The 21518-nt window shown below is 70.4% G+C and carries 28 protein-coding genes; 18 read left to right on the top strand and 10 right to left on the bottom strand.

Annotated features, from left to right (window positions below; all coding sequences use genetic code 11):
* Nucleotides 1-29: 29 nt before the first annotated feature.
* Nucleotides 30-338 (bottom strand): hypothetical protein, encoded by a 309-nt coding sequence (locus tag BMY74_RS26970; protein ID WP_143091717.1) that lies wholly within the window; start codon nt 336-338, stop codon nt 30-32.
* Between the two features lie 113 nt (nt 339-451).
* On the opposite strand from BMY74_RS26970, the gene BMY74_RS26965 reads away from it, so the two are divergent.
* Nucleotides 452-928, top strand: a complete 477-nt coding sequence (locus BMY74_RS26965) for a hypothetical protein (RefSeq protein WP_089920860.1) — start codon at nt 452-454, stop codon at nt 926-928.
* 65 nt (nt 929-993) lie between these two features.
* Nucleotides 994-1497: a DUF2087 domain-containing protein gene (locus tag BMY74_RS26960; RefSeq protein ID WP_089920859.1), complete on the top strand. Its 504-nt coding sequence runs from the start codon at nt 994-996 to the stop codon at nt 1495-1497.
* On the opposite strand, the gene BMY74_RS26955 is transcribed toward BMY74_RS26960, so the two are convergent.
* Both BMY74_RS26955 and BMY74_RS26950 read right to left on the bottom strand, forming a co-directional pair.
* Entirely contained in the window at nt 1479-2210 is a 732-nt protein-coding gene (locus tag BMY74_RS26955; protein WP_089920858.1) for an SDR family oxidoreductase, read from the bottom strand. The genes BMY74_RS26960 and BMY74_RS26955 overlap by 19 nt on opposite strands.
* A 499-nt stretch (nt 2211-2709) precedes the next feature.
* A complete protein-coding gene (locus BMY74_RS26950) occupies nt 2710-2964 on the bottom strand; it encodes a hypothetical protein (RefSeq protein WP_089920857.1) in 255 nt (84 codons plus the stop codon).
* Nucleotides 2965-3108: 144 nt separating this feature from the next.
* Here BMY74_RS26950 and BMY74_RS26945 point away from each other — a divergent pair, with 144 nt between their 5' ends.
* The 12 genes from BMY74_RS26945 (at nt 3109) to BMY74_RS26890 (ending at nt 11680) form a co-directional block, all read left to right on the top strand.
* Nucleotides 3109-3687 (top strand): RNA polymerase sigma factor, encoded by a 579-nt coding sequence (locus tag BMY74_RS26945; protein ID WP_089920855.1) that lies wholly within the window; start codon nt 3109-3111, stop codon nt 3685-3687.
* A complete protein-coding gene (locus tag BMY74_RS26940) occupies nt 3684-4934 on the top strand; it encodes a hypothetical protein (protein ID WP_089920854.1) in 1251 nt (416 codons plus the stop codon). Before BMY74_RS26945 ends, BMY74_RS26940 begins: the two co-directional genes overlap by 4 nt.
* Nucleotides 4935-4995: 61 nt before the next feature.
* Nucleotides 4996-5505, top strand: a complete 510-nt coding sequence (locus BMY74_RS26935; RefSeq protein WP_281245003.1) for a GNAT family N-acetyltransferase — start codon at nt 4996-4998, stop codon at nt 5503-5505.
* Entirely contained in the window at nt 5483-6259 is a 777-nt protein-coding gene (locus BMY74_RS26930) for an arylamine N-acetyltransferase family protein (RefSeq protein ID WP_245786381.1), read from the top strand. The genes BMY74_RS26935 and BMY74_RS26930 overlap by 23 nt, the downstream gene beginning before the upstream one ends.
* A 37-nt stretch (nt 6260-6296) precedes the next feature.
* Nucleotides 6297-6806, top strand: coding sequence for a YflT domain-containing protein (locus tag BMY74_RS26925; protein WP_089920850.1), 510 nt, complete (start codon nt 6297-6299; stop codon nt 6804-6806).
* Nucleotides 6803-7024, top strand: a complete 222-nt coding sequence (locus tag BMY74_RS26920; RefSeq protein WP_089920848.1) for a hypothetical protein — start codon at nt 6803-6805, stop codon at nt 7022-7024. Before BMY74_RS26925 ends, BMY74_RS26920 begins: the two co-directional genes overlap by 4 nt.
* Before the next feature lie 68 nt (nt 7025-7092).
* Complete coding sequence (locus BMY74_RS26915; RefSeq protein ID WP_089920846.1) at nt 7093-7776, top strand: hypothetical protein; 684 nt, start codon at nt 7093-7095, stop codon at nt 7774-7776.
* A gap of 398 nt (nt 7777-8174) precedes the next feature.
* A complete protein-coding gene (locus BMY74_RS26910; RefSeq protein ID WP_089920844.1) occupies nt 8175-8483 on the top strand; it encodes a MerR family transcriptional regulator in 309 nt (102 codons plus the stop codon).
* Between the two features lie 61 nt (nt 8484-8544).
* Nucleotides 8545-9300, top strand: a complete 756-nt coding sequence (locus BMY74_RS26905) for a TetR/AcrR family transcriptional regulator C-terminal domain-containing protein (protein WP_089920843.1) — start codon at nt 8545-8547, stop codon at nt 9298-9300.
* Nucleotides 9297-10133 (top strand): NAD(P)H-binding protein, encoded by an 837-nt coding sequence (locus BMY74_RS26900; RefSeq protein ID WP_089920842.1) that lies wholly within the window; start codon nt 9297-9299, stop codon nt 10131-10133. The genes BMY74_RS26905 and BMY74_RS26900 overlap by 4 nt, the downstream gene beginning before the upstream one ends.
* A gap of 64 nt (nt 10134-10197) precedes the next feature.
* Nucleotides 10198-10428 carry a YciI family protein gene (locus BMY74_RS26895; protein WP_089920841.1) on the top strand — a complete coding sequence of 77 codons (231 nt, stop codon included), beginning with the start codon at nt 10198-10200 and terminating at the stop codon, nt 10426-10428.
* A 7-nt stretch (nt 10429-10435) separates the two neighbouring features.
* Entirely contained in the window at nt 10436-11680 is a 1245-nt protein-coding gene (locus BMY74_RS26890) for an RNA polymerase sigma factor (RefSeq protein WP_089920840.1), read from the top strand.
* Here BMY74_RS26890 and BMY74_RS26885 read toward each other — a convergent pair.
* Nucleotides 11677-12267, bottom strand: a complete 591-nt coding sequence (locus BMY74_RS26885; RefSeq protein ID WP_089920838.1) for a LysE family translocator — start codon at nt 12265-12267, stop codon at nt 11677-11679. The genes BMY74_RS26890 and BMY74_RS26885 overlap by 4 nt on opposite strands.
* 124 nt (nt 12268-12391) lie before the next feature.
* Between BMY74_RS26885 and BMY74_RS26880 the strand changes: the two genes are divergently transcribed.
* Entirely contained in the window at nt 12392-12814 is a 423-nt protein-coding gene (locus BMY74_RS26880) for a VOC family protein (protein ID WP_245786380.1), read from the top strand.
* Here the strand turns inward: BMY74_RS26880 and BMY74_RS26875 are convergent.
* Nucleotides 12807-13544 (bottom strand): helix-turn-helix domain-containing protein, encoded by a 738-nt coding sequence (locus BMY74_RS26875; RefSeq protein WP_218159755.1) that lies wholly within the window; start codon nt 13542-13544, stop codon nt 12807-12809. The two genes, BMY74_RS26880 and BMY74_RS26875, sit on opposite strands and share 8 nt — an antisense overlap.
* Before the next feature lie 100 nt (nt 13545-13644).
* Here BMY74_RS26875 and BMY74_RS26870 point away from each other — a divergent pair, with 100 nt between their 5' ends.
* The 3 genes from BMY74_RS26870 to BMY74_RS26860 all read left to right on the top strand — a co-directional run bounded on the left by BMY74_RS26870 (nt 13645) and on the right by BMY74_RS26860 (nt 18145).
* Complete coding sequence (locus BMY74_RS26870; RefSeq protein WP_089920829.1) at nt 13645-14199, top strand: TIGR03086 family metal-binding protein; 555 nt, start codon at nt 13645-13647, stop codon at nt 14197-14199.
* An 8-nt stretch (nt 14200-14207) separates the two neighbouring features.
* Nucleotides 14208-14900 carry an aspartate/glutamate racemase family protein gene (locus tag BMY74_RS26865; RefSeq protein WP_089920826.1) on the top strand — a complete coding sequence of 231 codons (693 nt, stop codon included), beginning with the start codon at nt 14208-14210 and terminating at the stop codon, nt 14898-14900.
* Between the two features lie 95 nt (nt 14901-14995).
* Entirely contained in the window at nt 14996-18145 is a 3150-nt protein-coding gene (locus tag BMY74_RS26860; RefSeq protein WP_089920822.1) for a S8 family peptidase, read from the top strand.
* A 40-nt stretch (nt 18146-18185) separates the two neighbouring features.
* On the opposite strand, the gene BMY74_RS26855 is transcribed toward BMY74_RS26860, so the two are convergent.
* The 5 genes from BMY74_RS26855 to BMY74_RS26835 are packed head-to-tail and all read right to left on the bottom strand — an operon-like array spanning nt 18186 to nt 21465.
* Nucleotides 18186-18596: a YciI family protein gene (locus BMY74_RS26855; RefSeq protein ID WP_245786386.1), complete on the bottom strand. Its 411-nt coding sequence runs from the start codon at nt 18594-18596 to the stop codon at nt 18186-18188.
* A 5-nt stretch (nt 18597-18601) separates the two neighbouring features.
* Nucleotides 18602-19000 (bottom strand): VOC family protein, encoded by a 399-nt coding sequence (locus BMY74_RS26850; RefSeq protein ID WP_089920818.1) that lies wholly within the window; start codon nt 18998-19000, stop codon nt 18602-18604.
* A gap of 45 nt (nt 19001-19045) precedes the next feature.
* Nucleotides 19046-19615 carry a TIGR03086 family metal-binding protein gene (locus tag BMY74_RS26845; RefSeq protein WP_089920816.1) on the bottom strand — a complete coding sequence of 190 codons (570 nt, stop codon included), beginning with the start codon at nt 19613-19615 and terminating at the stop codon, nt 19046-19048.
* A 4-nt stretch (nt 19616-19619) separates the two neighbouring features.
* Nucleotides 19620-20291, bottom strand: a complete 672-nt coding sequence (locus BMY74_RS26840) for an RraA family protein (RefSeq protein ID WP_089920814.1) — start codon at nt 20289-20291, stop codon at nt 19620-19622.
* 10 nt (nt 20292-20301) lie between these two features.
* Entirely contained in the window at nt 20302-21465 is a 1164-nt protein-coding gene (locus tag BMY74_RS26835; protein ID WP_089920812.1) for an MFS transporter, read from the bottom strand.
* Nucleotides 21466-21518: the final 53 nt, after the last annotated feature.

Raw genomic sequence — 21518 nt, 5'->3', positions numbered from 1 at the left:
ACCACTGACACACCGATGTCAGTGATTCATCAGCAGTTGTAGATCGAGGTGCAGGCGGCAGGGTCGGCGGCGTTCGCGATGACGAGCAACGTGATGAACGCGGCGGCACCCAGGACGGGGATGATCACCAGCATCCACATCAGGATCCGGCGAATCGAGTGCAGCAGGATGACGGCTTCGGTCGTGGCCTGCACACCCGCTTCCTCGACCGTCGGCGCGGCTTGGATCCGGAGCACCGAGTCAGCCGGATAGGAGCTCGACCAGTCGGGTCCGGTGCCGACGCCCCGTTCCTTCTGCACCCGCAATTCGAATGCGCCTGCCTGGGGTTCTTCGGACACGGTGTCACCTCTCGCTCGCCAGGAACGAACCGACTGTCGCCCTGTCTCACGCGCGCGTTACCGGAACACAGACACTGACACAGGGTGTCAGGGATAGCTCATATGTTCGACGCATGGCTTTCTACGAGAAGCAGCTGGCCGTCAAGGAACCGCTGGTCGTCGCGGGCAGGCACGTCAAGCGCTACGAGGTGGTCACCCCGGGGCTCGAGATCACCGACGACATCCGCGACGCCGCCTGCGCGTTCCTGCCGGCGATCTACCCGGACTTCGACGACCCGACCCCGCCCGCCACCGTGACGGTCCTGCACCGCAGCGCCGCGGGGATGTACCTCAACGCCTACAACTGGGTCTGGGACAACGTCCTGCACTGCCGCACCGCCGTGTCCGGCGACCAGCCGTTCCTCGGGTCGACCGATCCCGACCTCACGCACTTCACCGTCATCCCGAAGGACCTCATCGGCTGCGTCTGGGAGCTCCCGCCGCTGGCCCACGAGCGCACCGCGTGGGTCCGGCACGTGCTCGAGCCCGACACGCCGGACTTCGACGGCTACCTCGGCGACGTCATGGCCGAAGGCCTGGTGGGCCGGTGAACGCCGACTGGCAGGGCGCGCCCTCGCGCTGAAAACCGGTGGACGGCGGCGTTAGGTTCGCAGGCATGACCACTCCGGAATCCGTCGTGCGCGCACTGGCCGAACCCACGAGGCTGCGGGCGTTCGCCGCCGTCGTCCTCGGCGCGGGCACCCTGGCCGACGTCGCCGCCGCCTCCGGGTTGAAGGTCAAGGACGCCGGCACCGCGCTGCGCAAGCTCCGCGAGGCCGGGCTGGTCGAAGGAGAACCGGCCCGGCCCGCCGACCTCAAGCCGCTCGCGGCGACGCTCACCGAGGCGATGCCCGCCGACGGACTCGCGCCGTTCATCCGGGGCGACAAGCTGGTGTCGTTGCCCGTGGCGCACGAGCGCCGCCGCAAGATCCTCGAGCACGTCGCCTCGCACGCCTTCACCGCGCGGACCTACTACGAGGAGCAGGAGATCAACGAGCGGCTCCAGGCGTGGTGCGACGGGGGAGAACTCGACCACGTCACCATCCGCCGCTACCTCGTCGACTTCGGCCTGCTCGAGCGCGGCGGCGGCCTCTACCAGGCTCAACCCCTGCCGATGTAGGGCATCCCCGTGGCCATCACGGTCATGAACTGCACGTTCGCGTTGAGCGGCAACCGCGCCTGGTACAGCACCGCGTCGGCCACGTGCTGCACGTCGAACGTCGGCTCCGCCCGGACCTCGAAGTCGGCCTGTAGCACGCCGGCGCCCATGCGCTCGGTCATCTCCGTGGCGGCGTTGCCGATGTCGATCTGCCCGCACGCGATGTCGAACGCGCGGCCCTCCAGCGACAGCGACTTCGTCAGCCCGGTCATCGCGTGCTTGGTCGCGTTGTAGGCGACGGCGTGCGGGCGCGGCACGGACGCCGAGATCGAGCCGTTGTTGATGATCCGCCCGCCGCCCTGCGCCTTCATCACCTTGAACGCCTCGCGGGCGCACAGGAACGCCCCCGTCAGGTTCACCCCGACGACCTTCTCCCACGCGCTCAAGGAGAACTCCTCGATCGGCGTCGCGCGCACGTTCATGCCGGCGTTGTTGAACAACACGTCCACGCGACCGAAGCGCGCCACCACCGCCTCGAACAAGGCGACGACCGAGTCCTCACGCGACACATCGGACGGCACCACGAGAGCGCTCTCGGGAAAACCCTCTCCGGTCTGCGCCAGCGCGTCCTCCCGCCGACCTGCCAGCGCCACCTGGAAACCCGCCGCCAGCAGGGTGCGCGCCGCCGCGCGCCCCACCCCGGAACCCGCACCCGTCACGACCGCGACCGCCATCGTGATCTCCCCTCTATCCAGCGATTGCACCCAGTGTCCCGTGTGGAGTAGATCCTGGGTGTGGAGTGTGAAGAGGACACCTGCCTGCTGTGCGCGGGGTCCGGAACGATGTCGTGGCAACAACCCGTCCCCGGTCCTGAAGGCCTTGTGCTGCACGAGATGTCGCACCCGTGCCCGCGCGGGTGCTCCGGCTGGTGGAAGCTCCCGCACGGGGAGAGCAGAGGGGTCGTCCCAGGGAACGTCACAGGCAATGTCGCACGGGCCAACGAGATTCCAGCCGGTCCGTCCACCCAGGTCTGATCACCGAGCGTGAACGGTGGGGGTCACCCATTATTGCCAGGAGGGTCCCTGCTTGGCGGCTGCGCCCACTCCGAGTGCGAGCGGACACTGTTCTTCTGTGAAGGAGTGCAGCCGTTGCCTTGGTTCTGGGCTCAACGAGGACCGGACCGCCTGCCGGGTCTGCGGAGGCCTGGGTCAGGTCCCGGACCGCTAGCCGAGCCTATTTCTTCGTCATCAAGGTCGGGCCGAGGATCCGGCGGGCCAACCGCCGGGTCAACGACTTCGGCTTGCGCGCGGCCGCCGGTGCGGCCGCGGTGGTGGGCGTTGCCGGTGGAGCGGTCGCCGCGGGGGCGGGAGCCGGGGTCACCGGAGCGACACCGGGAACCGTCGCCGGCTCCGGCGGCAGGGGTGGGATCTTCGCGAACACCTGGGTCTCGGCCTCGACATTGCCGGGCTGCTGCTGCTCGATCGGCACGCGGAGATCTTGCCATCGGGGTCGTTCGCGCTTCGAACGAGGGGCCGCCTGTCGTGCGGACGGTCACGTTCGGACACCGCCGCGCCGCGCGTGTGGCGGGCGTCACGCAGCACACTGGGGCGTGACGGCCCCAGGCGGAGTGTGATGACTGAGACGACCGAGCGCGCGAACGTCGGGCCGCCCGACACGCGGCTCTGGGAACAGATCGCGCAGGGCGACCACGCCGCGTTCACGGAGTTGTTCGAACGCCACGCCGAAGCGGTCTGGAACTACGCCTACCGGCTGACGGCCTCCTGGTCGCAGGCCGAGGACCTGCTCTCCGCGACGTTCCTGACGGCGTGGAGGAAGCGGGGAGACGCCCAGCTCGTGCGGGACTCGGCGCTGCCGTGGCTCTACACGGTGACCGCCAACCGCGCGCGTACCGAATGGCGGGCCTCGCGCCGGGCGCTGCGGCTGGTCACCAGGCTGACCCCGCAGGACGAGCGCGACCACGCCGACGAGGTCGCCGCCCGCACCGACGCCCAGCGCCGGCTGGCCGAGGTGGTGGCGGCCATCGCGAAGCTGCCCGCGTCCGAGCGGGAGATCGCGCAGCTGTGCCTGCTCGGCGACGTGTCCACCGCAGACGCCGCCGCGCTCCTCGGCATCACCGAGTCGAGCGTGCGCGCCCGAGTCTCCCGCACCCGCGCCCGGTTGCGCGACCTGACCCCCGAGGACACCCCGTGATCGACCAGATGCCCGAACACCGCGCACTGCCCGACGACGTGCGCATGCGAGCCCGTCAGCGCATCAGCGAAGGCATGCGGCCCGCCGCGCGGGGCGGCCGCCCCGCGCTCATCGCCGCCGGCGTGAGCATGCTCGCGGCCGGCGCCGTGGTCGCCGGGCAGGTCCTGCTCGGCGGGTCGGCCGACCCCGCCGCGCCGCCCATGCAGCACAACGGCGAGTTCGTCGGCACCGACCGCAAGATCGTCTACGAGGTCCGGCGCGGTGAGGTGGATCCGGACGTGCTGGCCCGCTGCGCGTCCGCCGCGAAGGACCACCCACCGGCCGGGGAGTGGCAGACGATCGCGACCAGCCGCAACGCCGGCACCGTCCTGACCGCCTTCCGGGTGCCCGCCGGTGTCTTCTTCTGCGCCACCACCGCGGTCACGACCGCGATCTCCGCACCCGACCCCGCCCGGCTGGAGCCGGGCGACCGCCAGGCGAAGATCCTCTTCACCACGACCTCGGGCGCCATGGCCGGCCTGGTGTCCCCGGACGTCGCGATCCTCAACCTCGCCCGCGTCGGCGACCAGGGCCTGAACAACGCCCTCCCGGCCGTGGTGGACGGCCTGTTCCTCGAACCGAACGGCTACACCAAGGCCGAGACCGGCACGACGGCCATGTCCGCGGGCCGGGAGTGGCTGGTCAGCGGCGTGCCGAGGCCCACCCCGCCGGTGGTCGACCGCCCGCAGCCGCCCGCACCGCGCGACACGCCCCAGGAACAGCGGTTCGCCCAGTGCCTGCGCGACCGCCCCATCCCGGACCCCGACCAGTTCGCGCTCGGCGTCGCCGCGAAGGTGGGACCGAACGAGACGATCATGGCGGGCCGCTTCGGAGACCTCCTGCTGCTGTGCGACGACACCGGGGGACCGGTGCACGGCACCGTCCACGAGTCCGCCGACCTCAAGGAGGTGCGCGGGAGCACGCTCGTGGCGCTCGGCGCCTCTTACGACTTCAAGACGCACCTGTCGCTGGAGGGCGTGGAGTACAACGGGAGCACGTCGGTGGCCGCGGTCGGCCTCGTGCTCGACCCGAGGGTCGCCTCGATCACCTACACCCGGCCCGGCATGGCCGACGTGCCCGCCTCGCTCGGCGGCGGCACGTTCGTCCTGGCGGCGCCGTTGATCGACCAGCATCCCGACGCGCGCGTGGTCGTGCGGGACGCGGCGGGGAACGTCCTGGAGTCGATCACTCCGCAGCACGGGCGGTAGCCAGGACGACCAGCATGGCGAAGGCGGGTAAAGCGGTGGACAGCCGCGCCACGATTCATCCGTGAGGACCGAACGCCTGACCCTGCGCCCGATGCGGCCGTCCGATGCCGACGCGGTGCGCGCGCTGCACGCCGACCCCGAGGTCATGCGGTTCCTCGACCCGGCGCCGGTCGAGGACTACCTCGGCGACGGCTTCCACGCCGCGCACGAGAACACGAGCGGCCGGTTCGTCGGCTGGTTCGAGTTCAAGGGCACCGGTGTCGTCGAGCTCGGCTACCGGCTGCACCGGGAGTTCTGGGGCCTCGGCTACGCCACCGAGGGCGGAAAAGCCCTGATCGAACGCGGTTTCACCACCGCGGGCGTGCAGCGCGTCGTCGCCACGACGATGTTCGTCAACGCCGGCTCGCGGCGCGTGATGGCCAAGTGCGGGCTGCGGCACGTGCGCACGTTCCACGTCGACTTCCCGGATCCGCTGCCCGGCGCGGAATACGGAGAGGTGGAGTACGCGCTTACTGGAGAAGAGTGGCACCGGGCTCGGGGGGAACGTCGTGTGGCAGACGGAATCAGTTGATTTGGACGCGTACTTCGCGCGAACGGGCGCATCGGCGTCGAGTTCGTTGACGGAGTTGCACGAAGCGCATGTGCGCGCCATTCCGTTCGAGAACATCGACGTGATGCTCGGCCGGGTGCCCTCACTCGACCTGGTCGACATTCAAGACAAGATGGTGAGGAGTCGGCGCGGCGGTTATTGCTACGAGCACCAGCTGCTGTTCACGGCAGTGCTCGAACGGCTCGGTCACACGGTGAGCCGGCAGATGAGCCGGGTGAAGACCGGACCCCGCACGCACTTCATGTCCGTCGTGGACGACCAGCTCGTCGACATCGGCTTCGGCGCCGGGATGCTGCACCCCATGCCGCTCGTCGACGGCGCGGTCGTGGACCAGGCCGGGTGGCCGCACCGCCTGCGCCGCGAGCACGGCCGCTGGGTGCTGGAGAAGCAGGTCGAGGACGGCTGGGAGCTGCAGCACGCGTTCGAGACCGGCATCGAGCAGCGACCCGTCGACTACATGGCCGCCAACTACTACGTCGCCACGCACGAGCGTTCGCCGTTCAGCCGTCAGCTCGTCGTCATGCGGCTCGAACCCGGTTTGAGCCGCCGATTGGTAGGTCGCGAGTTCACCGTCGAGCGGCCGGGGGAGAAACCTGAGAATTCTCAGGTCGACGACCTCGGAAAAACGCTGGAATCGCTGGACATCACGCTTACCGACAGGGAGCTGAGTCACATCGGCGCAGGTTTGGGAACAGAATCGGGGGCCCGTTCGTAGTACCGGGTGTAGGGATCGCAATTCGGAGGTGTTGGAAATGACCACCGCGACTCCGTTCGCCACGGGAGCGAATTCCACGGGCGCCAACGCACTGCCCACCCCGCCCACGGGCTGGCCCATCGGTTCCTACGGGACCTACGAAGAGGCCCAGCGCGCCGTGGACCACCTGGCGGACAACGACTTCCCGGTCGCGGACGTCACCATCGTCGGCGTCGAGCCGATGATCGTCGAGCGCGTCACCGGACGCCTGACCTGGGGCCGCGTCCTCGGCGCGGGTGCCGCGTCGGGTGCCTGGTTCGGTCTGTTCGTCGGTCTGCTGCTCGGCCTGTTCTCGACCGGCGGCGCCCTCGCCCCGATCGTCACGGGTCTGGTCGTCGGTACGGTCTTCGGCCTCGCCAGCGCCGCCACGCGCTACGCCGCCACGCGCGGCAAGCGGGACTTCGCCTCGACCACCCAGCTCGTGGCCGGCCGCTACGACGTCCTCAGCCACCCGCGCAGCGCCGAGCGCGGCCGCGAGATGCTGACGGCACTGGCCTGGCGCTCATGACCACCCCGCTGACGGTCGACGAACTGCGCACCGCGATCGACGAGATCCGGCGGACCAGCGCCGAGCTCGGCGCGCAGGCCACCGACCTGGCCGCGCGCGCCGACCAGGACCTGGGCCGCGACGTCGCCGAGATCGTGAAGGACCTGCGGGCCGCCGCCCGTCAGCTGCGGGTAGCGCAGCTGCTGCTGGAGCCGGCCCGCGCCGACCTGGCAGCCTAGAACCCAGCTCCCACCACAGGAAACGCCGTTCCGGACACCGGGGCGGCGTTTCCGCTTTACTGACGATCATGGGGAACCCGGGGGTGTCGCGGTGGGCGTGGCGGGCGGCTTTGGTCGTGGCCGCCGTGGTGGTGGGGACGTTCCCGTGGAGCGGCGCGCCGTTCGGGCTGGCCGCGGTGGTGCCGATCCTGATCTGGTGCGCCCTCGCCCGATCACCGCAGCAGGGCGTGGCCCCAGGGCTCGTCCTGCTGGCGCTGCTGGCGTGGTTCGTGGTCCCGCGCGGACTGGGCTGGTCCGGACCGCTCGTGCCGTCGGCCGTCGAGGTGTGCTGGCTCTACCCGATCATCGCGGCGGTCGTCTGCCTGGTCGCCATGCCCCGCGAGCGAGGCCTGACCTCCAGTTCGCTGGGGCTCGTGGCGATGGTCGGCATCGGGTTCCTGGTCACGGCGGTCGTCCTGCTCGACCGGCTGGAAGCGAAGCCCGGTGACGAGGGGGTGCTGCCCGCGCCGTCCGGACTGCGGGTGGCGGAGGGGACGGGGCACTGCGGCTCGGGCAACTGCTCGCGCGAGGTGACGCTGTCCGGTGAGCGGGCGCCGGAGGTGGTGCGGGAGCACCTCGACTCGCGCGGGTTCTCGGCCAGGACGCCGCAGCGGATGTGCCGGGAGACCGGTCTCGTGTTCACCCACGAGGTGTGCGCGGAGCTGGCGACGGCCGGGCCGGACGCCGTCGAGGTCACCTGGTACGTGAACTAGAGGGGCGGTGGGCACGTGGCCCGCCGCCCCTCTTCTGCTGTACGGGCTCCTCTCGTGTCGACCGGACGGGAACGAGCGTTCGTCGTCAGGCCGGAGGAGATCGCTGCCGCGATCTCGCGAACCCCGCGCGCCACACCCCTCGCATCGGGAGGGGTTCGGCGAACCCCGCCGCGGTGACGCGAGGGCGAGGACGCGGCACCGGCGACGCACCGAAGTTGGCGTCGATGAGCGCTTCGAACTCTGCGCTCACCCAGGCCGGATCGGCGTACACCAGGTCCGCGAAAGCCCTCTCAGTGGTGGTCGGCACCTCGTCTCACTCCCTGAGGAAGAGTTACCAGGTACATATTTTTTGTAGCGCTGACTGTAAGTTGTGTCAAGCGCCTACTTGAGGAGTTCGTGTGCCGCTGAGCGACCTCGACGACGAGGACTACCCCGCGTACACCACCGGGCGGGCCGCCGAGGTGCTCGGCGTCCAGCAGGCGTTCCTGCGCAGCCTCGACGCCGCGGAGGTGCTCGTGCCGGGCCGCTCCGGCGGCGGCCACCGGCGGTACTCCCGCCGCCAGCTCGGCCTGGCCCGCCGCTACCGCGTCCTGTTCGACGAGGGCCACTCGCTCGTCTCGGCGGCGGTGATCGTGCGGCTGCAGGACGACCTGGCCGCCGCGAACGCCGAGGTCGAAGCGCTGCAGGCGCGGCTGCGCCAGAACTGACCCGGTTTCCGTACGTCATACGGTATTGTTTCCGTATGGCCTACGGAAATGGGGTGGACGGATGGCCGCCGAACGCAGCGGCGGGGGAGACCCGGCCAGGACGCTCGCGCTGCTCTGGCGCAGGCCGCCGGAGCCGAAACCGGTCGGCAGGAAGCCCAAGGTGAGCGTCGACCAGATCGTCACCGCGGCGATCGCGGTGGCCGACCGCGACGGGCTCGGCGCGATGTCGATGGCCCAGGTCGCGCAGGAGCTGAACGTCGGCACGATGTCGCTCTACACGCACGTGCCCGGCAAGGCCGAGCTGATCGACCTCATGGCCGACACGGTGCTGCAGGAACGCGACCTCGCGTCCGAGGGCACGTGGCGTGAGCGCGTCAAGCACTACGCGGACCGCACGCGCGCGGTCTACCAGGCGCATCCGTGGATGCGGGACGTGTCGATGGTGCGGCCGCCGCTCGGGCCGGGACTGATGGACGGTCAGGAGTTCGTGCTGGCCGCGCTCGCCGACTCCGGGCTGGAGCCGCGCGAGGTCACCGTCGCCCACGTCGCGATCGAGGGGTTCGTGCACGGCGCGGCGGCGTCCGAGGTCGACGACCAGCAGCTCGCGGAGACGACCGGCGAGTCCGGCGACTCGTGGTGGGGCGCGCGGCAGGTCTTCTGGGACGACTACTTCGACGTCGAGCGGTACCCGGCGATGACGGCGTTGTGGAACGCCGGCGCCTACGACACCGAGGGCACGCTCGCGGACACCATCACCGGCTCGTTCGACTACGGGCTCGAGAAGCTGCTCGACGGCATCGAAGGGGGCATGCGATGACGACGCTGGTCACCGGCGCGACGGGCAACGTCGGCCGGCTGGTGGTGCGGGGGCTCTCCGGCCACGTCCGGGCGATCACCCGCGACCCGGCCAAGGCGGACCTCCCGCCGCACGTCGAGGTGGTGAAGGCCGACCTCGACGACCCGGACGGCCTCCCGTTCGACGGTGTGGAGAGGCTCTACCTGTTCGCGCACCCGCCGACCGCGCAGGCCGTGGTCGAGCGCGCGGTGCGGGCCGGGGTGCGCCGGATCGTCACGTTGTCCTCGGGCGCGGTGACCTACGGCTACGACACCACCCACCACCTGCCCGTCGAACAGGCCGTGGAGGCGTCCGGCGTCGAGTGGACCCACCTGCGGCCCGGAGAGTTCGCGGCCAACAAGATCGACCTGTGGGGCCCCTCGATCCGTGAGGACGGCACGGTCGTGCACCCCGAACCGGACTCGCTCGGGCAGCCGATCCACGAAGCGGACATCGCCGACGTGGCGATCAAGGTCCTGCAGGAGGACGGTCACGCCGGCAAGGCCTACGACCTGTCCGGGCCGCCGCAGCTCACGCAACGGGACATGGCCCGCGACATCGGCGCCGCGATCGGGCGCACGCTGACGTTCCGCGACGTCACCGTCGACGAGGCGCTCGCCTACTACGTCAGCGTCGGCTGGCCCGAGGAGATCGCGCGGTACGTCCTCGGCCTCGGCGGCTACGAGGGCGGCGAGCCCGACGACTTCAGCGACTACGAGTTCGTCGTGTCACCGGACTACGAGAACCTCACCGGCAGGCCCTACCGCACGTTCGCGCGGTGGGCCCGCGACCACGCCGCCGACTTCCGCGGCTGATCACCGCGTCGATCCCGGACCTCCCCGTTCGACGTCTTCACGAGAGGGCGAACGAGGAGGTCCGGTGCGGTTCATGGTGTTCGTCAGGAGCCCGAGTCCGTTGGCGGCGCTGCACGGGGACGCGCTGCGGCACGCGGGCGTCCTGCTCGACGCCGGTGACCTCGTCCCCGGCGCGTGCGGGGTGTCGGGGTACTGGCTGATCGACGTGCGCGACCACGAAGAGGCCGTGGAGCGGGTCAAGCGCATCGGCCTCCCGGCGTGCGTCGTGGAAATACGTCAGGTGGCTGTGGTCTGATGCCCCCATGGGGGCTACCTCGGTGCACCGCACCGTCGACGCGGTCTGGCGGATGGAGTCGGCGAAGGTCATCGCCGCGCTGGCCAGGTACGTGCGCGACGTCGGCCTGGCCGAGGAGATGGCGCAGGACGCCCTGGTCCAGGCACTCGAGCAGTGGCCGGAACAGGGCGTGCCCCGCAACCCCGGCGCCTGGCTGATGACCACGGCGAAACGGCGGGCCGTCGACCAGATCCGGCGGCGCGAGAACTTCGCCCGCAAGGTCGAGGAGATCGGCCGCGACGTCCAGGAGACCACGCCGGACGCCGCCGAGGGCATCGAGGACGAGATCGGCGACGACCTCCTGAGCCTCATGTTCACCGCCTGCCACCCCGTCCTCGGCACCGAGGCACGGGTCGCGCTCACGCTCAAGATGCTCGGCGGCCTCAAGACCGAGGAGATCGCCCGCGCGTTCCTCGTCAGCGACGCCACCGTGGCCCAGCGCATCGTCCGCGCCAAGAAGACCCTGGCCGACGCCGGCGTCCCGTTCGAGGTCCCCGAAGGCCCCGAGCTCGCCTCGCGGCTCGCCAGCGTCCTCGAGGTCCTCTACCTGATCTTCAACGAGGGTTACTCCGCCACGCAGGGCGACGACTGGCTGCGCCCCGAACTCTGCGCCGAGGCGCTGCGCCTGGGCCGCGTGCTCGCCGAGCTCGCGCCCAAGGAGGCCGAGGTCCACGGTCTCGTCGCGCTGATGGAGATCCAGGCCTCCCGGACCAGGGCCCGCACCGGCCCCGGCGGCGAGCCCGTGCTGCTGCTGGAGCAGGACCGGGGCAAGTGGGACTGGCTGCTCATCGGCCGCGGCCTGAAGGCGTTGGAACGCGCCGAAGCGCTGAACCAGCCGCCCGGCCCCTACTACGTGCAGGCGGCCCTCGCCGCGTGCCACGCCCGTGCGCGCAAGGCCGAGGACACGGACTGGCAGCGCATCGCCGCCCTTTACCAGGTGCTCGCGGGCATCTCGCCGTCCCCGATCGTGGAGCTCAACCGCGCCGTGGCGTTGTCGATGGCGTTCGGGCCCGCCGCCGGACTCGCGCTCGTGGACGAGATCGCGGGCGAGAAGGCGTTGCAGGGCTACCACCTGCTGCCCAGCGTGCGCGGCGACTTCCTGGTCAAGCTGGGGCGCACCGCCGAGGCGAAGGCCGAGTTCGAGAAGGCCGCCTCGCTCACGCGCAACGAACGCGAGCGCACCCTGCTGCTGGAACGCGCCGCCAGCTGCTAGGTGAGCGCCAGCTTCGCGCCCAAAGCGGCGAACGACGCCGCGAAGAACCGCCGCAACCACACCACCACCCGCGGCCGGGCCAGCACCCGGTCGCGCATCGACGCCGCGAACACCCCGTACACGGCGAACACCACGAACGTCAGCGCCATGAACACCGCGCTCAGCGTCACCATCTGCCCGAACCCCGTCGCGAACTGCGGCAGGAACGCCACGAAGAAGATCGTCAGCTTCGGGTTGAGCAGGTTGACCAGCACCGCCGACACCACGACCCTGCGCGCGGACGCCGGTGCCGCGGACGACTCCACGACCAGCTCGTCCTTGTCCCGCAACGTCGCCCACGCCAGGTACAGCAGGTACGCGACGCCCAGGTACTTCACGATCTCGAACGCCAGCGCGCTCGCGTGCAGCAACGCCGCCAGGCCGGTCACCGTGGCCAGCACGTGCGGCACGATCCCCAGGGTGCAGCCGAACGCGGCCACCACGCTCGCTTTCCGCCCGTGCGCGAGGCCGGCGGACAACGTGTACAGCACACCGGTGCCGGGGGTGGCGACCGCGATCAACGTCGTGATCAGGAATGCGAGGCTCATGCCGTAGGACTCTGCCGGGAAAGCGGTCCAGCCAGGAGAGCCAAAAACCACTCGCCAAGTTGGACCACTTCGAAGGTAGAGACCGCGCCGACGGCTCCGTCCCTGAGACATGAGCATCCAGAACATGCACCACGTCGGAATGACCGTCACCGACCTCGCGGCCGCCGTCGCGTTCTTCGAGGAGCTCGGCATGGAGCTCGAGGGCAAGGCGCACATGGAGGGCGAGCTCGTCGACGGCGTCATCGGCCTCGACGGCTCCACCAGCGACATCGCGATGATGAAGACCCCGGACGACCGCTACCGCATCGAGTTCAGCCAGTTCCAGACACCGAAGAGCATCGACGGCGGCTCGCACGCCCCGATCCACGCACTCGGGCTGCGGCACGTCGCGTTCGTCGTCGACGACCTCGACGACACCCTCACCCGCCTCCAGCCGCACGGCGCCGAGGTCGTCAGGAACGTCGAGACCTATGAGGACGTGCTCAAGACCTGCTACGTCCGCGGCCCCGAGGGCATCCTCATCGAGCTGTGCGAGTACTTCAGGTGAGAGCGCGCGCGTACGCCGTGGGGGAGACGCCCACGGTCTGCGTGAAGTCCCGGACGAGGTGCGCCTGGTCGCTGTACCCGAGGTCGGCGGCCAGCCCCGCCCACTCCACCTCCGTCTCGGCGCGCTCCAAGGCCTCGTGGATGCGGTAGCGCAGGATGACCCACTTCGGGCTCACCCCGACGTAGTCCGCGAACAGCCGCTGCATCGTCCGCACCGCCACGCCGCAGTCGCGCGCGAAACCCGACACCCGCTGCACCGAGCGGTCGTCGCGGATCCGTTGCACCAGCTCCATGGCGAGCGTCGCCTGCGGGTCGGCGACCGGGCCGAGGCCGAGCAGGAACGCGTCGAGCGCGGCCACCCGTTCGTCCTCGTCCTCCACGTCCAGCACCAGCGACGACGGCACGTCGAGCCGCACGTGCCGCCCGGTCCACTCCGACACCGGCTCCGGCCGGAACGGCCGGAACCCGCCGGGCCGGAACTGCACGCCCGCCACCCGGATCCGCCCGTCCAGCACGCGGCTGAACAGGCCCAGCCCCACGCCCGCGATCTCCGGCCGGTCGAAGCCGCGCTCGAACACGACGTTCACCGACGGGTGCGGCACGACGTGGGACGTGTAGGGCTCGTCCAGTTCGCCGTCGATCAGCCAGTAGTGCTCCAGGTACGGCTGCAACTCGGCGCACGGCATGCGGCGGCGGAACCGCACGCGGGCGAAAAGCTCGCGCGCGTCCACGATCCCCCGAGTGTCCCGGCGCGGCCCCTGCACAACCACGGATCCTAGGTTGGCGCGTTTCTTCAAGAACGCCGGCAACACCGGAAATAGCCTCGGGACCATGAAGCTCAGCGTTCTGCTCGACCGGGCCCGCGACCACGCACTGCCCGTCATCGCGGCCATCACCGACGACGACCTGACCAAGCCCACGCCGTGCGCCGACTACGACGTCCGCGCGCTGCTCGACCACCTGCTGCACGTCGTCGTCGAGTTCCAGAAGCTCGCCGCGAAGCAGGACGCCGACTTCAGCCACACCCCGTCCTACCCGGACTGGCGCACGCGGTACCCGGCCGAGACGGCGAAGCTCGTCGAGGCGTGGGGTGAGCCCGGCGCCACCGAGGGCATCGCCGGGAACATGCGGATGCCCGCCCAGACCGTCGGCGGCCTCGTGCTGCTCGACCTCACCGTGCACGTCTCCGACCTCGCCCAGGCCACCGGTCAGACCTTCGAGCCCGACCCGGAGGTGTTCACCGAGGTCAAGGCCCTGGTCGAGCAGATGGGCCCGATGGCCGTCGAGATGAAGGTCTTCCAGGACCCGGTCGCCGCACCGGCCGACGCCTCGCCGTTCGAGCGGCTGCTGGCCACCACCGGCCGTGCGCCGCGGTGGAGTGCTTGACTGTTGGCATGTTGACGATCGGAATGCTGGGCGGGATGAGCTGGGAGAGCAGCGCGGAGTACTACCGGCTGGCGAACGTGCTCGTACGCGAGCGCCTCGGCGGGCTGCACTCCGCCAAGGTGGTCCTGCACTCCGTCGACTTCGCCGAGATCGAACGCATGCAGGTTGAGGGCCGCTGGGACGACGCGGGCAAGGCCCTCGCCGAGGCCGCCGCGGGCCTGCAGGCGGCGGGCGCCGACTTCGTGCTGATCTGCACCAACACCATGCACAAGGTGTACGACCAGGTCCAGGCCGCGGTCGACGTCCCGGTGGTCCACCTCGGCGACACCACGGCGCAGGCGATCAAGGCCGCCGGGCTCACCACCGTCGGTCTGCTCGGCACCGGTTTCACCATGGACCAGGCGTTCTACCGCGAACGCCTGGAGTCGCACGGCCTGAAGGTGCTCGTGCCGTCGGAAGAGGACCGGGCGACCGTGCACCGGATCATCTACGACGAGCTGTGCCTCGGCATCGTCCGCGATGAGTCGCGCCGCGCCTATCAAGACGTGATCGCGCGGTTCGACGGGGCGCAGGGCGTCATCCTCGGGTGCACCGAGATCGAACTGCTGATCTCGCAGGCCGACGTGCCGCTCCCGGTGTTCCCGACCACCCGCCTGCACGTCGAGGCGGCCGTCGAACGGGCCATCCAGACGGTTCTGTGAACACGTGACGTGATCGCGGCTGCAACGCCGCCACCGACCGGAGTGTCTTAGTCACTGAGGGCTATTCCTTCTTCAGTGAACTAGGGGAATTCGCGTTGAAACGATCACACATCGCCGCCGGGCTGACGGCTGTCGTGGTGGCCGCCACGGCAGCCGTTCCTGCTTCGGCGGCACCGCGGGAACAGGCGGTCGTGGCAGAGGGACTGACCACCAAGGTCACGCTCGTCACCGGTGACGAGATCACCGTCAGCAACGGCAGGGTCCATGCCCGAGGTGCCAAAGGCAGGGAGAACGTCGGGTTTCGCTCGTTCAAGGACCCGAGAGGCGACCTGCACGTCGTCCCGCTCGACGCCCAGGACCGGCTCAACTCCGGCGAACTGGACGAGCGGCTCTTCGACGTCTCGCTGCTCGCCAGATCCGGCTACGACGACAAGGCGAGCAGGACCATCCCGCTGATCGTGCAGGGGCAGGCGATCAGCGCGGCGGGCGCCGAGTCGTTGCCGAGCATCGGCGCGCACGCGATCACGGTCGGCAAGGACGGCTCCTTCTGGGCCGGGGCACGGGCCGCGGGCAGCGGCAGGATCTGGCTCGACGGCAAGGTGACCGCGTCCCTGGACCGCAGCGCCGCGCAGGTCGGCGCACCGCAGGCGTGGGAGAAGGGCTTCACCGGCAAGGACGTCACCGTCGCCGTCCTCGACACCGGCGTCGACGAGACCCACCCGGACCTCGCGGGCGCCGTCGTGGAGTCGAAGAACTTCTCCGACAGCGACACCACCGACGACCGCCACGGCCATGGCACGCACGTCGCGTCCACCGTGACCGGCGACGGCAAGTACAAGGGCATCGCGCCCGACGCCAAGGTCGTGAACGGCAAGGTCCTCGGCGACTACGGCGGCGGCCGCGAGAGCGACATCATCGCCGGCATGGAGTGGGCCGCGACCAAGGCCAAGATCATCAACATGAGCCTCGGCAGCTCGTGGCCCGACGAGGGCACCGACCCGATGTCGCTCGCGCTCAACCGCATCACCGAGCAGACCGGCGCGCTGTTCGTCGTGGCCGCGGGCAACTCCGGCGGCACCATCGGCTCACCCGCCGCCGCCGACGCCGCCCTCACCGTCGGCGCCGTCAACCGGGACGACAGCCTCGCCGAGTTCTCCTCCCGCGGCCCGCGCTGGGTGAACAACGCCGTCAAGCCCGACATCACCGCGCCGGGCGTCGACATCGTGGCCGCCAAGGCCAAGAACGGCCAGATCGGCACGCCCGTCGACGAGGGGCACGTCTCGCTGTCCGGCACGTCGATGGCCACGCCGCACGTGGCCGGGGCAGCGGCGATCGTCGCGTCGAAGAACCCGACGTGGAAGGCCGAGGACATCAAGGCCGCGCTGATGAACAGCGCCAAGCCCAACCCGTCGCTCTCGATCTACGAGCAGGGCGCCGGGCGCCTCGACGTGAACCGCGCCGTCTCCACCGGGGTCTCCACGAACCACGGCAGCCTCTCGCTGGGCACCGCGTTGTGGCCGCACGACGACGACCAGCCCATCACGCAGAAGCTGACCTACCGCAACACCGGTACGTCCGACGTGACGCTCGACCTGAGCGTCACCGAGGTCAAGCCCGCGGGCGCCGGCCTGTTCAGCGTCTCGCCCGCGAAGCTCACCGTTCCCGCAGGGGGCAGCGCGGACGCCACCGTCACCGCCGACACGAAGGCGGCCGTGCCGGACGGCATCTACGGCGCGGTGGTCCTGTCCTCCGACGGCGTGCGCGTGCCGATCGGTGTCGTGAAGGAGGTCGAGAGCTACGACCTCAAGCTCACGTTCCTCGACAACAACGGCGCGCCGACGCAGTACTACGACTACCGGTTCGTCAGCCTGGACCAGCCGCAGGCGTACTTCCGCTACGACCCGTCCGGCACGCTCGTGCAGCGCCTGCCCAAGGGGAAGTACTTCCTCGACGGCACGATCAGCACGCGCGACCCCGACCCGGCCAAGAGCCTGATCACGACCCTGACCGAACCCGCGCTCGACGTCACGGGCAACGCCGAGGTCGTGTTCGACGCGCGCCAGGGCAACCAGCCCGGCATCGCGATCGAGGCGAAGGACGCGAAGGCGGCCACCGCGGGCCTCGGGTTCCTGATGCAGGCGCCCTGGGGCCAGACCGGCGGGACCTGGTACCTGAACTCGTTCGACTACGTCCGCGTCGTGCCGTCGAAGACCTCGTGGCCGACGTTCGAGTTCTACGCGGAGTCGGTGCTGGCCAAGCCGGACGCCAACGGCACGTTCGACGGCAGCCCGTACCAGTACCACGTGCGCATCGGCGAGAAGACCCGCGTGCCCGCGACCGTGCAGCGCTCGGTGAAGGACCGCGAGCTCGCCCGCGTCGACTCGGTCACGCACGCCCGCGTACCGGGGTCGGTCGGCCAGCGCGACAGCGGCGCCTCCGGCCCGTTGCCGTTGCGGCTCAAGGAGTTCTACACGCCCGGTGTCGAGTGGGACGGCGCGCTCACCGAGTTCGTGAAGCTCGGCGAGTACCCGAGCCTCGGCTCGCAGTTCTCCATCGCGCCGCGCGTGTTCAAGCTCGGCCGCACCACCACCGAGCACTGGAACAGCGCCGTCTACGGCCCCGGCGTGCCGCACCAGCCGGGCACCGTGCGCTTCGCCGGACGCGTCGGCAACGTGCTGCGCCTCGACGTGCCCCTGCACAGCGCCCAGGGCATGTACGGCTTCAGCACGAGCACCGGCCGCACCACCGTCACCGTCGACGGCAAGGTCATCTCCGACCAGCCCGAGTCCGGCTACGCCTACATCCCGGACGCGCCGGCGGAGAGGAAGCGCTACACCGTGCACACCGAGGCGACCCGCGACTCGCAGTCGTCGAAGGTCACCACGGACTGGTCGTTCTACTCCGAGCACGTGCCCGGTGACCTGTACCAGTCGGTGCCGTTGCTCGCCGTGCGGTTCACGCCGCAGCTCGACGACCGCAACCGCGCCGCACGCGTCCTCACCGTGCCGATCACGGTGGAGCGCAACGGAACGGGCCCCGTCACGAACGTCAAGGCGCCCGCCGTGCAGGTGTCCTACGACGAGGGCAAGACGTGGAAGCCGGTGTCGCTGCGCAAGACCAAGGCGGGCTGGCAGGTCACGCTGGTCCACCCGCACGGCGCCAAGAACGTGTCGTTCAAGGCACGGGCGGCGGACGCGGGCGGTGACGTCCAGCAGACGATCCTGCGCGCGTACGACCTGAAGTGATCACCGGTGAGGGGGCCGGTGCGCACCGGCCCCCTCACCGCTACTTCTGGTACGGCGCCAGCGTCTCCGGGTCCACGTCGGGCGCGCTCATGATCGGGTGCACCTCGATCGGCTGGTTCAGCAGCTTCCCGCCCGGCCCGGGACAGGCCGACGCCTTCTGCGCGATCTCCAGCAGGCGTTCCTCGCTGTCGACGTCGACCACCCAGTACCCGGCGATGACCTCCTTGGACTCCGCGAACGGACCGTCCACCACGACCGGACCGGAGTCGCTGCCCCGCACCACGAACGCCCGCGCCGGACCGCTGAGCCCCTCGGACTGCAGCAGCTCACCGGAGGCGCGCAGCTCGGCGTCCAGGTCGCGCATGTAGGCGATCATGCGGTGCATGTCCTCGTCCGACCAGGCGGCGAGGCCCTCCCAGTCCTCCTGGCTGCCGCCGTAGCTGACCAGCATGTACTTCACTTCCACTCCCCACCGGTACCGCGGGCCTTGATCTCCTGCACGGCCCAGCTGTTGCCGTCCGGGTCGTCGAAGAACAGGAACGACCCTCCGTCCGCCTCGTTCATGCGCACGATCTCGCCGACCTCGACGCCGCGCTCGAGCAGTTGCGCGCGGGCCTTCTCCAGGTCGGAGACGACGAGCTGCACGCCCTTGAGCGTGCCCGGCTCGCCCTTGACGATGCCCTTGCCCATCACGATCGAGCAGCCGGAGCCGGGTGGCGTGAGCTGCATGATCCGTGTGTCCTCACCGAAGGTCGTGTCGTGGTCGACGGTGAAGCCGAGCTGCTCGGAGTAGAAGCGCTTCGAGCGGTCGAGGTCCGACACCGGCACGACGACGACTTCCAGGGTCCAGTCCATGTCCGTGGTTCCTTTCAGCGGCCTTTTGCGGAACCGTCGAAGTGCTCAGGGATCTTTCGACACGGGGTCCCGGCCCACATACCCGAGCAGCCGGTCCTGCAGCGGGGCGTCCTCCGGCACCGGCACCTCGGCGCCGTAGACCTCGATGCCGGGACCGAACGCGCCGGGTGTGCGGAAGCGTTCCATCAGCTCGGGCGGCACGGCGGTCGCGGTGGCCCAGAGGCGTTCGACGTCGGTGGCGGGGATCGTCTCGTCCTGGCCGGTGGCGCGGGCGAGGTCCCAGCCGTGCAGCACCAGGTCGTCGCTCACCACCCGGTCGACGTGGTCCTCCAGCGTCATCGGTCCGCCGGGTGTGCTCACCTCGGTCTTCGCCCGGTCCGAGGTGAGCGCGTCGAGGACCTGGCGGCGGGCCTCGCGGAAATCCGCGAGCGGGTCCTCGGTGCGGGGGATCGCCTCGCCGAGCATCACGCCGTGCATGTCGATGACGTGGTCGACGACCTCCAGGGCCGTCCACTTCGCACAGGGCGACGGATCACCCCACTGCTCCGGGCGCACGTTCGCGATCTTCTGCTCGAACGCGTCCGCACGGGCCCGGTACCTGTCCGCGATGGTCATGGCCTCACTCCTCGACGGCGCCGCCGATCTTGCGCAGGTGCTCGCGGAAGGTGAGTCCGCTCGCGAGGTACTCGCCGAACCGGAGCTGGGCGCGCAGGGACTCACCCTGCCGCACGCGGTCCGCCTGCGCTCGTTCGACGTCCCGGATTCCTCGTGCCTTCTCGATCAGCGCGTCGACGTCCGAGGCAGGCACGAACAGCACGCCGTCGTCGTCGCCGAACACGACGTCGTCGGAGGTGACGGTCCACTGGTCGACCTCGGCCGTCGAGAGGGCCTCCGGCGCACGGTCGCGCAGGCTCAACGGTCCCGTCGGGTTGGCGCCGAGGCTGAACACCGGCAGTCCGATCGCGCGGATGTCCTGCGTGTCGCGGTGCAGTCCCCAGACGACCACGCCGGCGAGCCCGGCCTGCTGTGCTTCGAGGACGACCAGGTCACCCACGCACGCCTCGTCGGTGCGGCCGTCGTTGTCGACGACCAGCACGTCACCCGGCCGGCTGCGGTCGATGGCCTCCAGGAACACGTCCACGCTCCCGGCGTGCCGGGCGGGCAGGACGCGGCCACCGGTCTTCGTGCCGGGGATGACCGGCGTGAGAACGGCGGTGCGCACCGGGATGTTCGCGCGGATGCACGCGTCGGCCAGGTGCGCGGTGGTCAGGTCGAGACTGGCGAGATCCATGCGCGCATTCTTACGCCGCCACCTTGTCCTCGGCGGGAGTGGCGCGCAGAACGCCCGCGGACAACGCCGCGACCAGGCACAACCCGACGGGCAGCAGGAACGCGATGTTGAGCGGCACCACGTGGGTCAGCCAGCCGATCACGGCCGGTCCGGCCAGCACGCCGAGGTAACCGAGCCCGGCCACGCGCGAGACGTTGGCCGCCGCGGCACCCGGCTCGAAGTGGCCCGCGGCGCTGAAGAGCTGCGGGACCGTGCCCGACAGGCCGATGCCGGCGATCGCCCAGCCCACCAGGGCCAGCCAGATGTACGGCGAGAGCGCCGCCGTCGCGATGCCCACCGCGCCGATCGCCGAACCCCAGCGCAGCACCGCCATCGGCCCGATCTTCGCGGTGACCCGGTCGGCGATCAGCCGTCCGACCGTCATCGTGGTGGCGAACGCGCCGTAGGCGAAGGCGGCGACCTCCGGTGCGGCGCCGAGGACGTCCTGCAGGTGCAGCACGCTCCAGTCGTTGGCGGCGCCCTCGCTCAGCATGACCAGCAGGGCGAGCACCGCCATGATCCAGATCCGGCGCGGGGCCCTGCGCTTGCCCGTGGTCTGCGCGCCGACGTGCTGCTCTTCCTTCTCGTCGAGGAGGAACCGGGCGGTGACGAGGCTGACGACGACACCGAGCACCGCGGCCGCGCCGAGGGTGGTGGCGGGGGAGAGCTCCCAGCTCAGCGTGCGTGCGCCGGTCAGTGCCGCGGCGACGCCACCGAGAGACCACGTCGCGTGGAACGCCGACATCACCGGGCGGCTGTAGCGCCGTTCCACCACAACGGCGTGCGCGTTCATCGTGACGTCGATCAGGCCGTTGCCGAAGCCGAAGATGAGCAGCGCCAGACCGAGCGTCCACTGGTTCACGGCCACACCGGGCAGGAACGCCGTCACGCTGCACACGACACCCGCGATCGGCACCATGAGCTTCACGCCGATGCGGTCGGTGACCTTGCCGCCGGCCCGCATGCCGAGGAACGCGCCCAGCCCGAGCAGCAGCAGCAACCGGCCGAGCTCGGCGTGCGAGATGCCGGTGCGGTCCTCGACGGTCGGGATGTGCACGAGCCACAGCCCGAGCAGGAACCCGTTGAGGGCGAAGTACGTGAAGGTCGCCGCCCGCGCGGCCTTGAGAGCGCTCACATGCTCAAGCTAACTAACGTCTCGCTTGTTCGAAAGGTTGAGTTTCGCACATC

This window comes from Lentzea albida (genome assembly GCF_900111005.1).
In the GTDB taxonomy this organism is placed as follows: Bacteria; Actinomycetota; Actinomycetes; order Mycobacteriales; family Pseudonocardiaceae; genus Lentzea; species Lentzea albida.
Note: the sequence above shows the minus strand (reverse complement) of the source record. Positions and strands in the feature narration are given on the sequence as shown.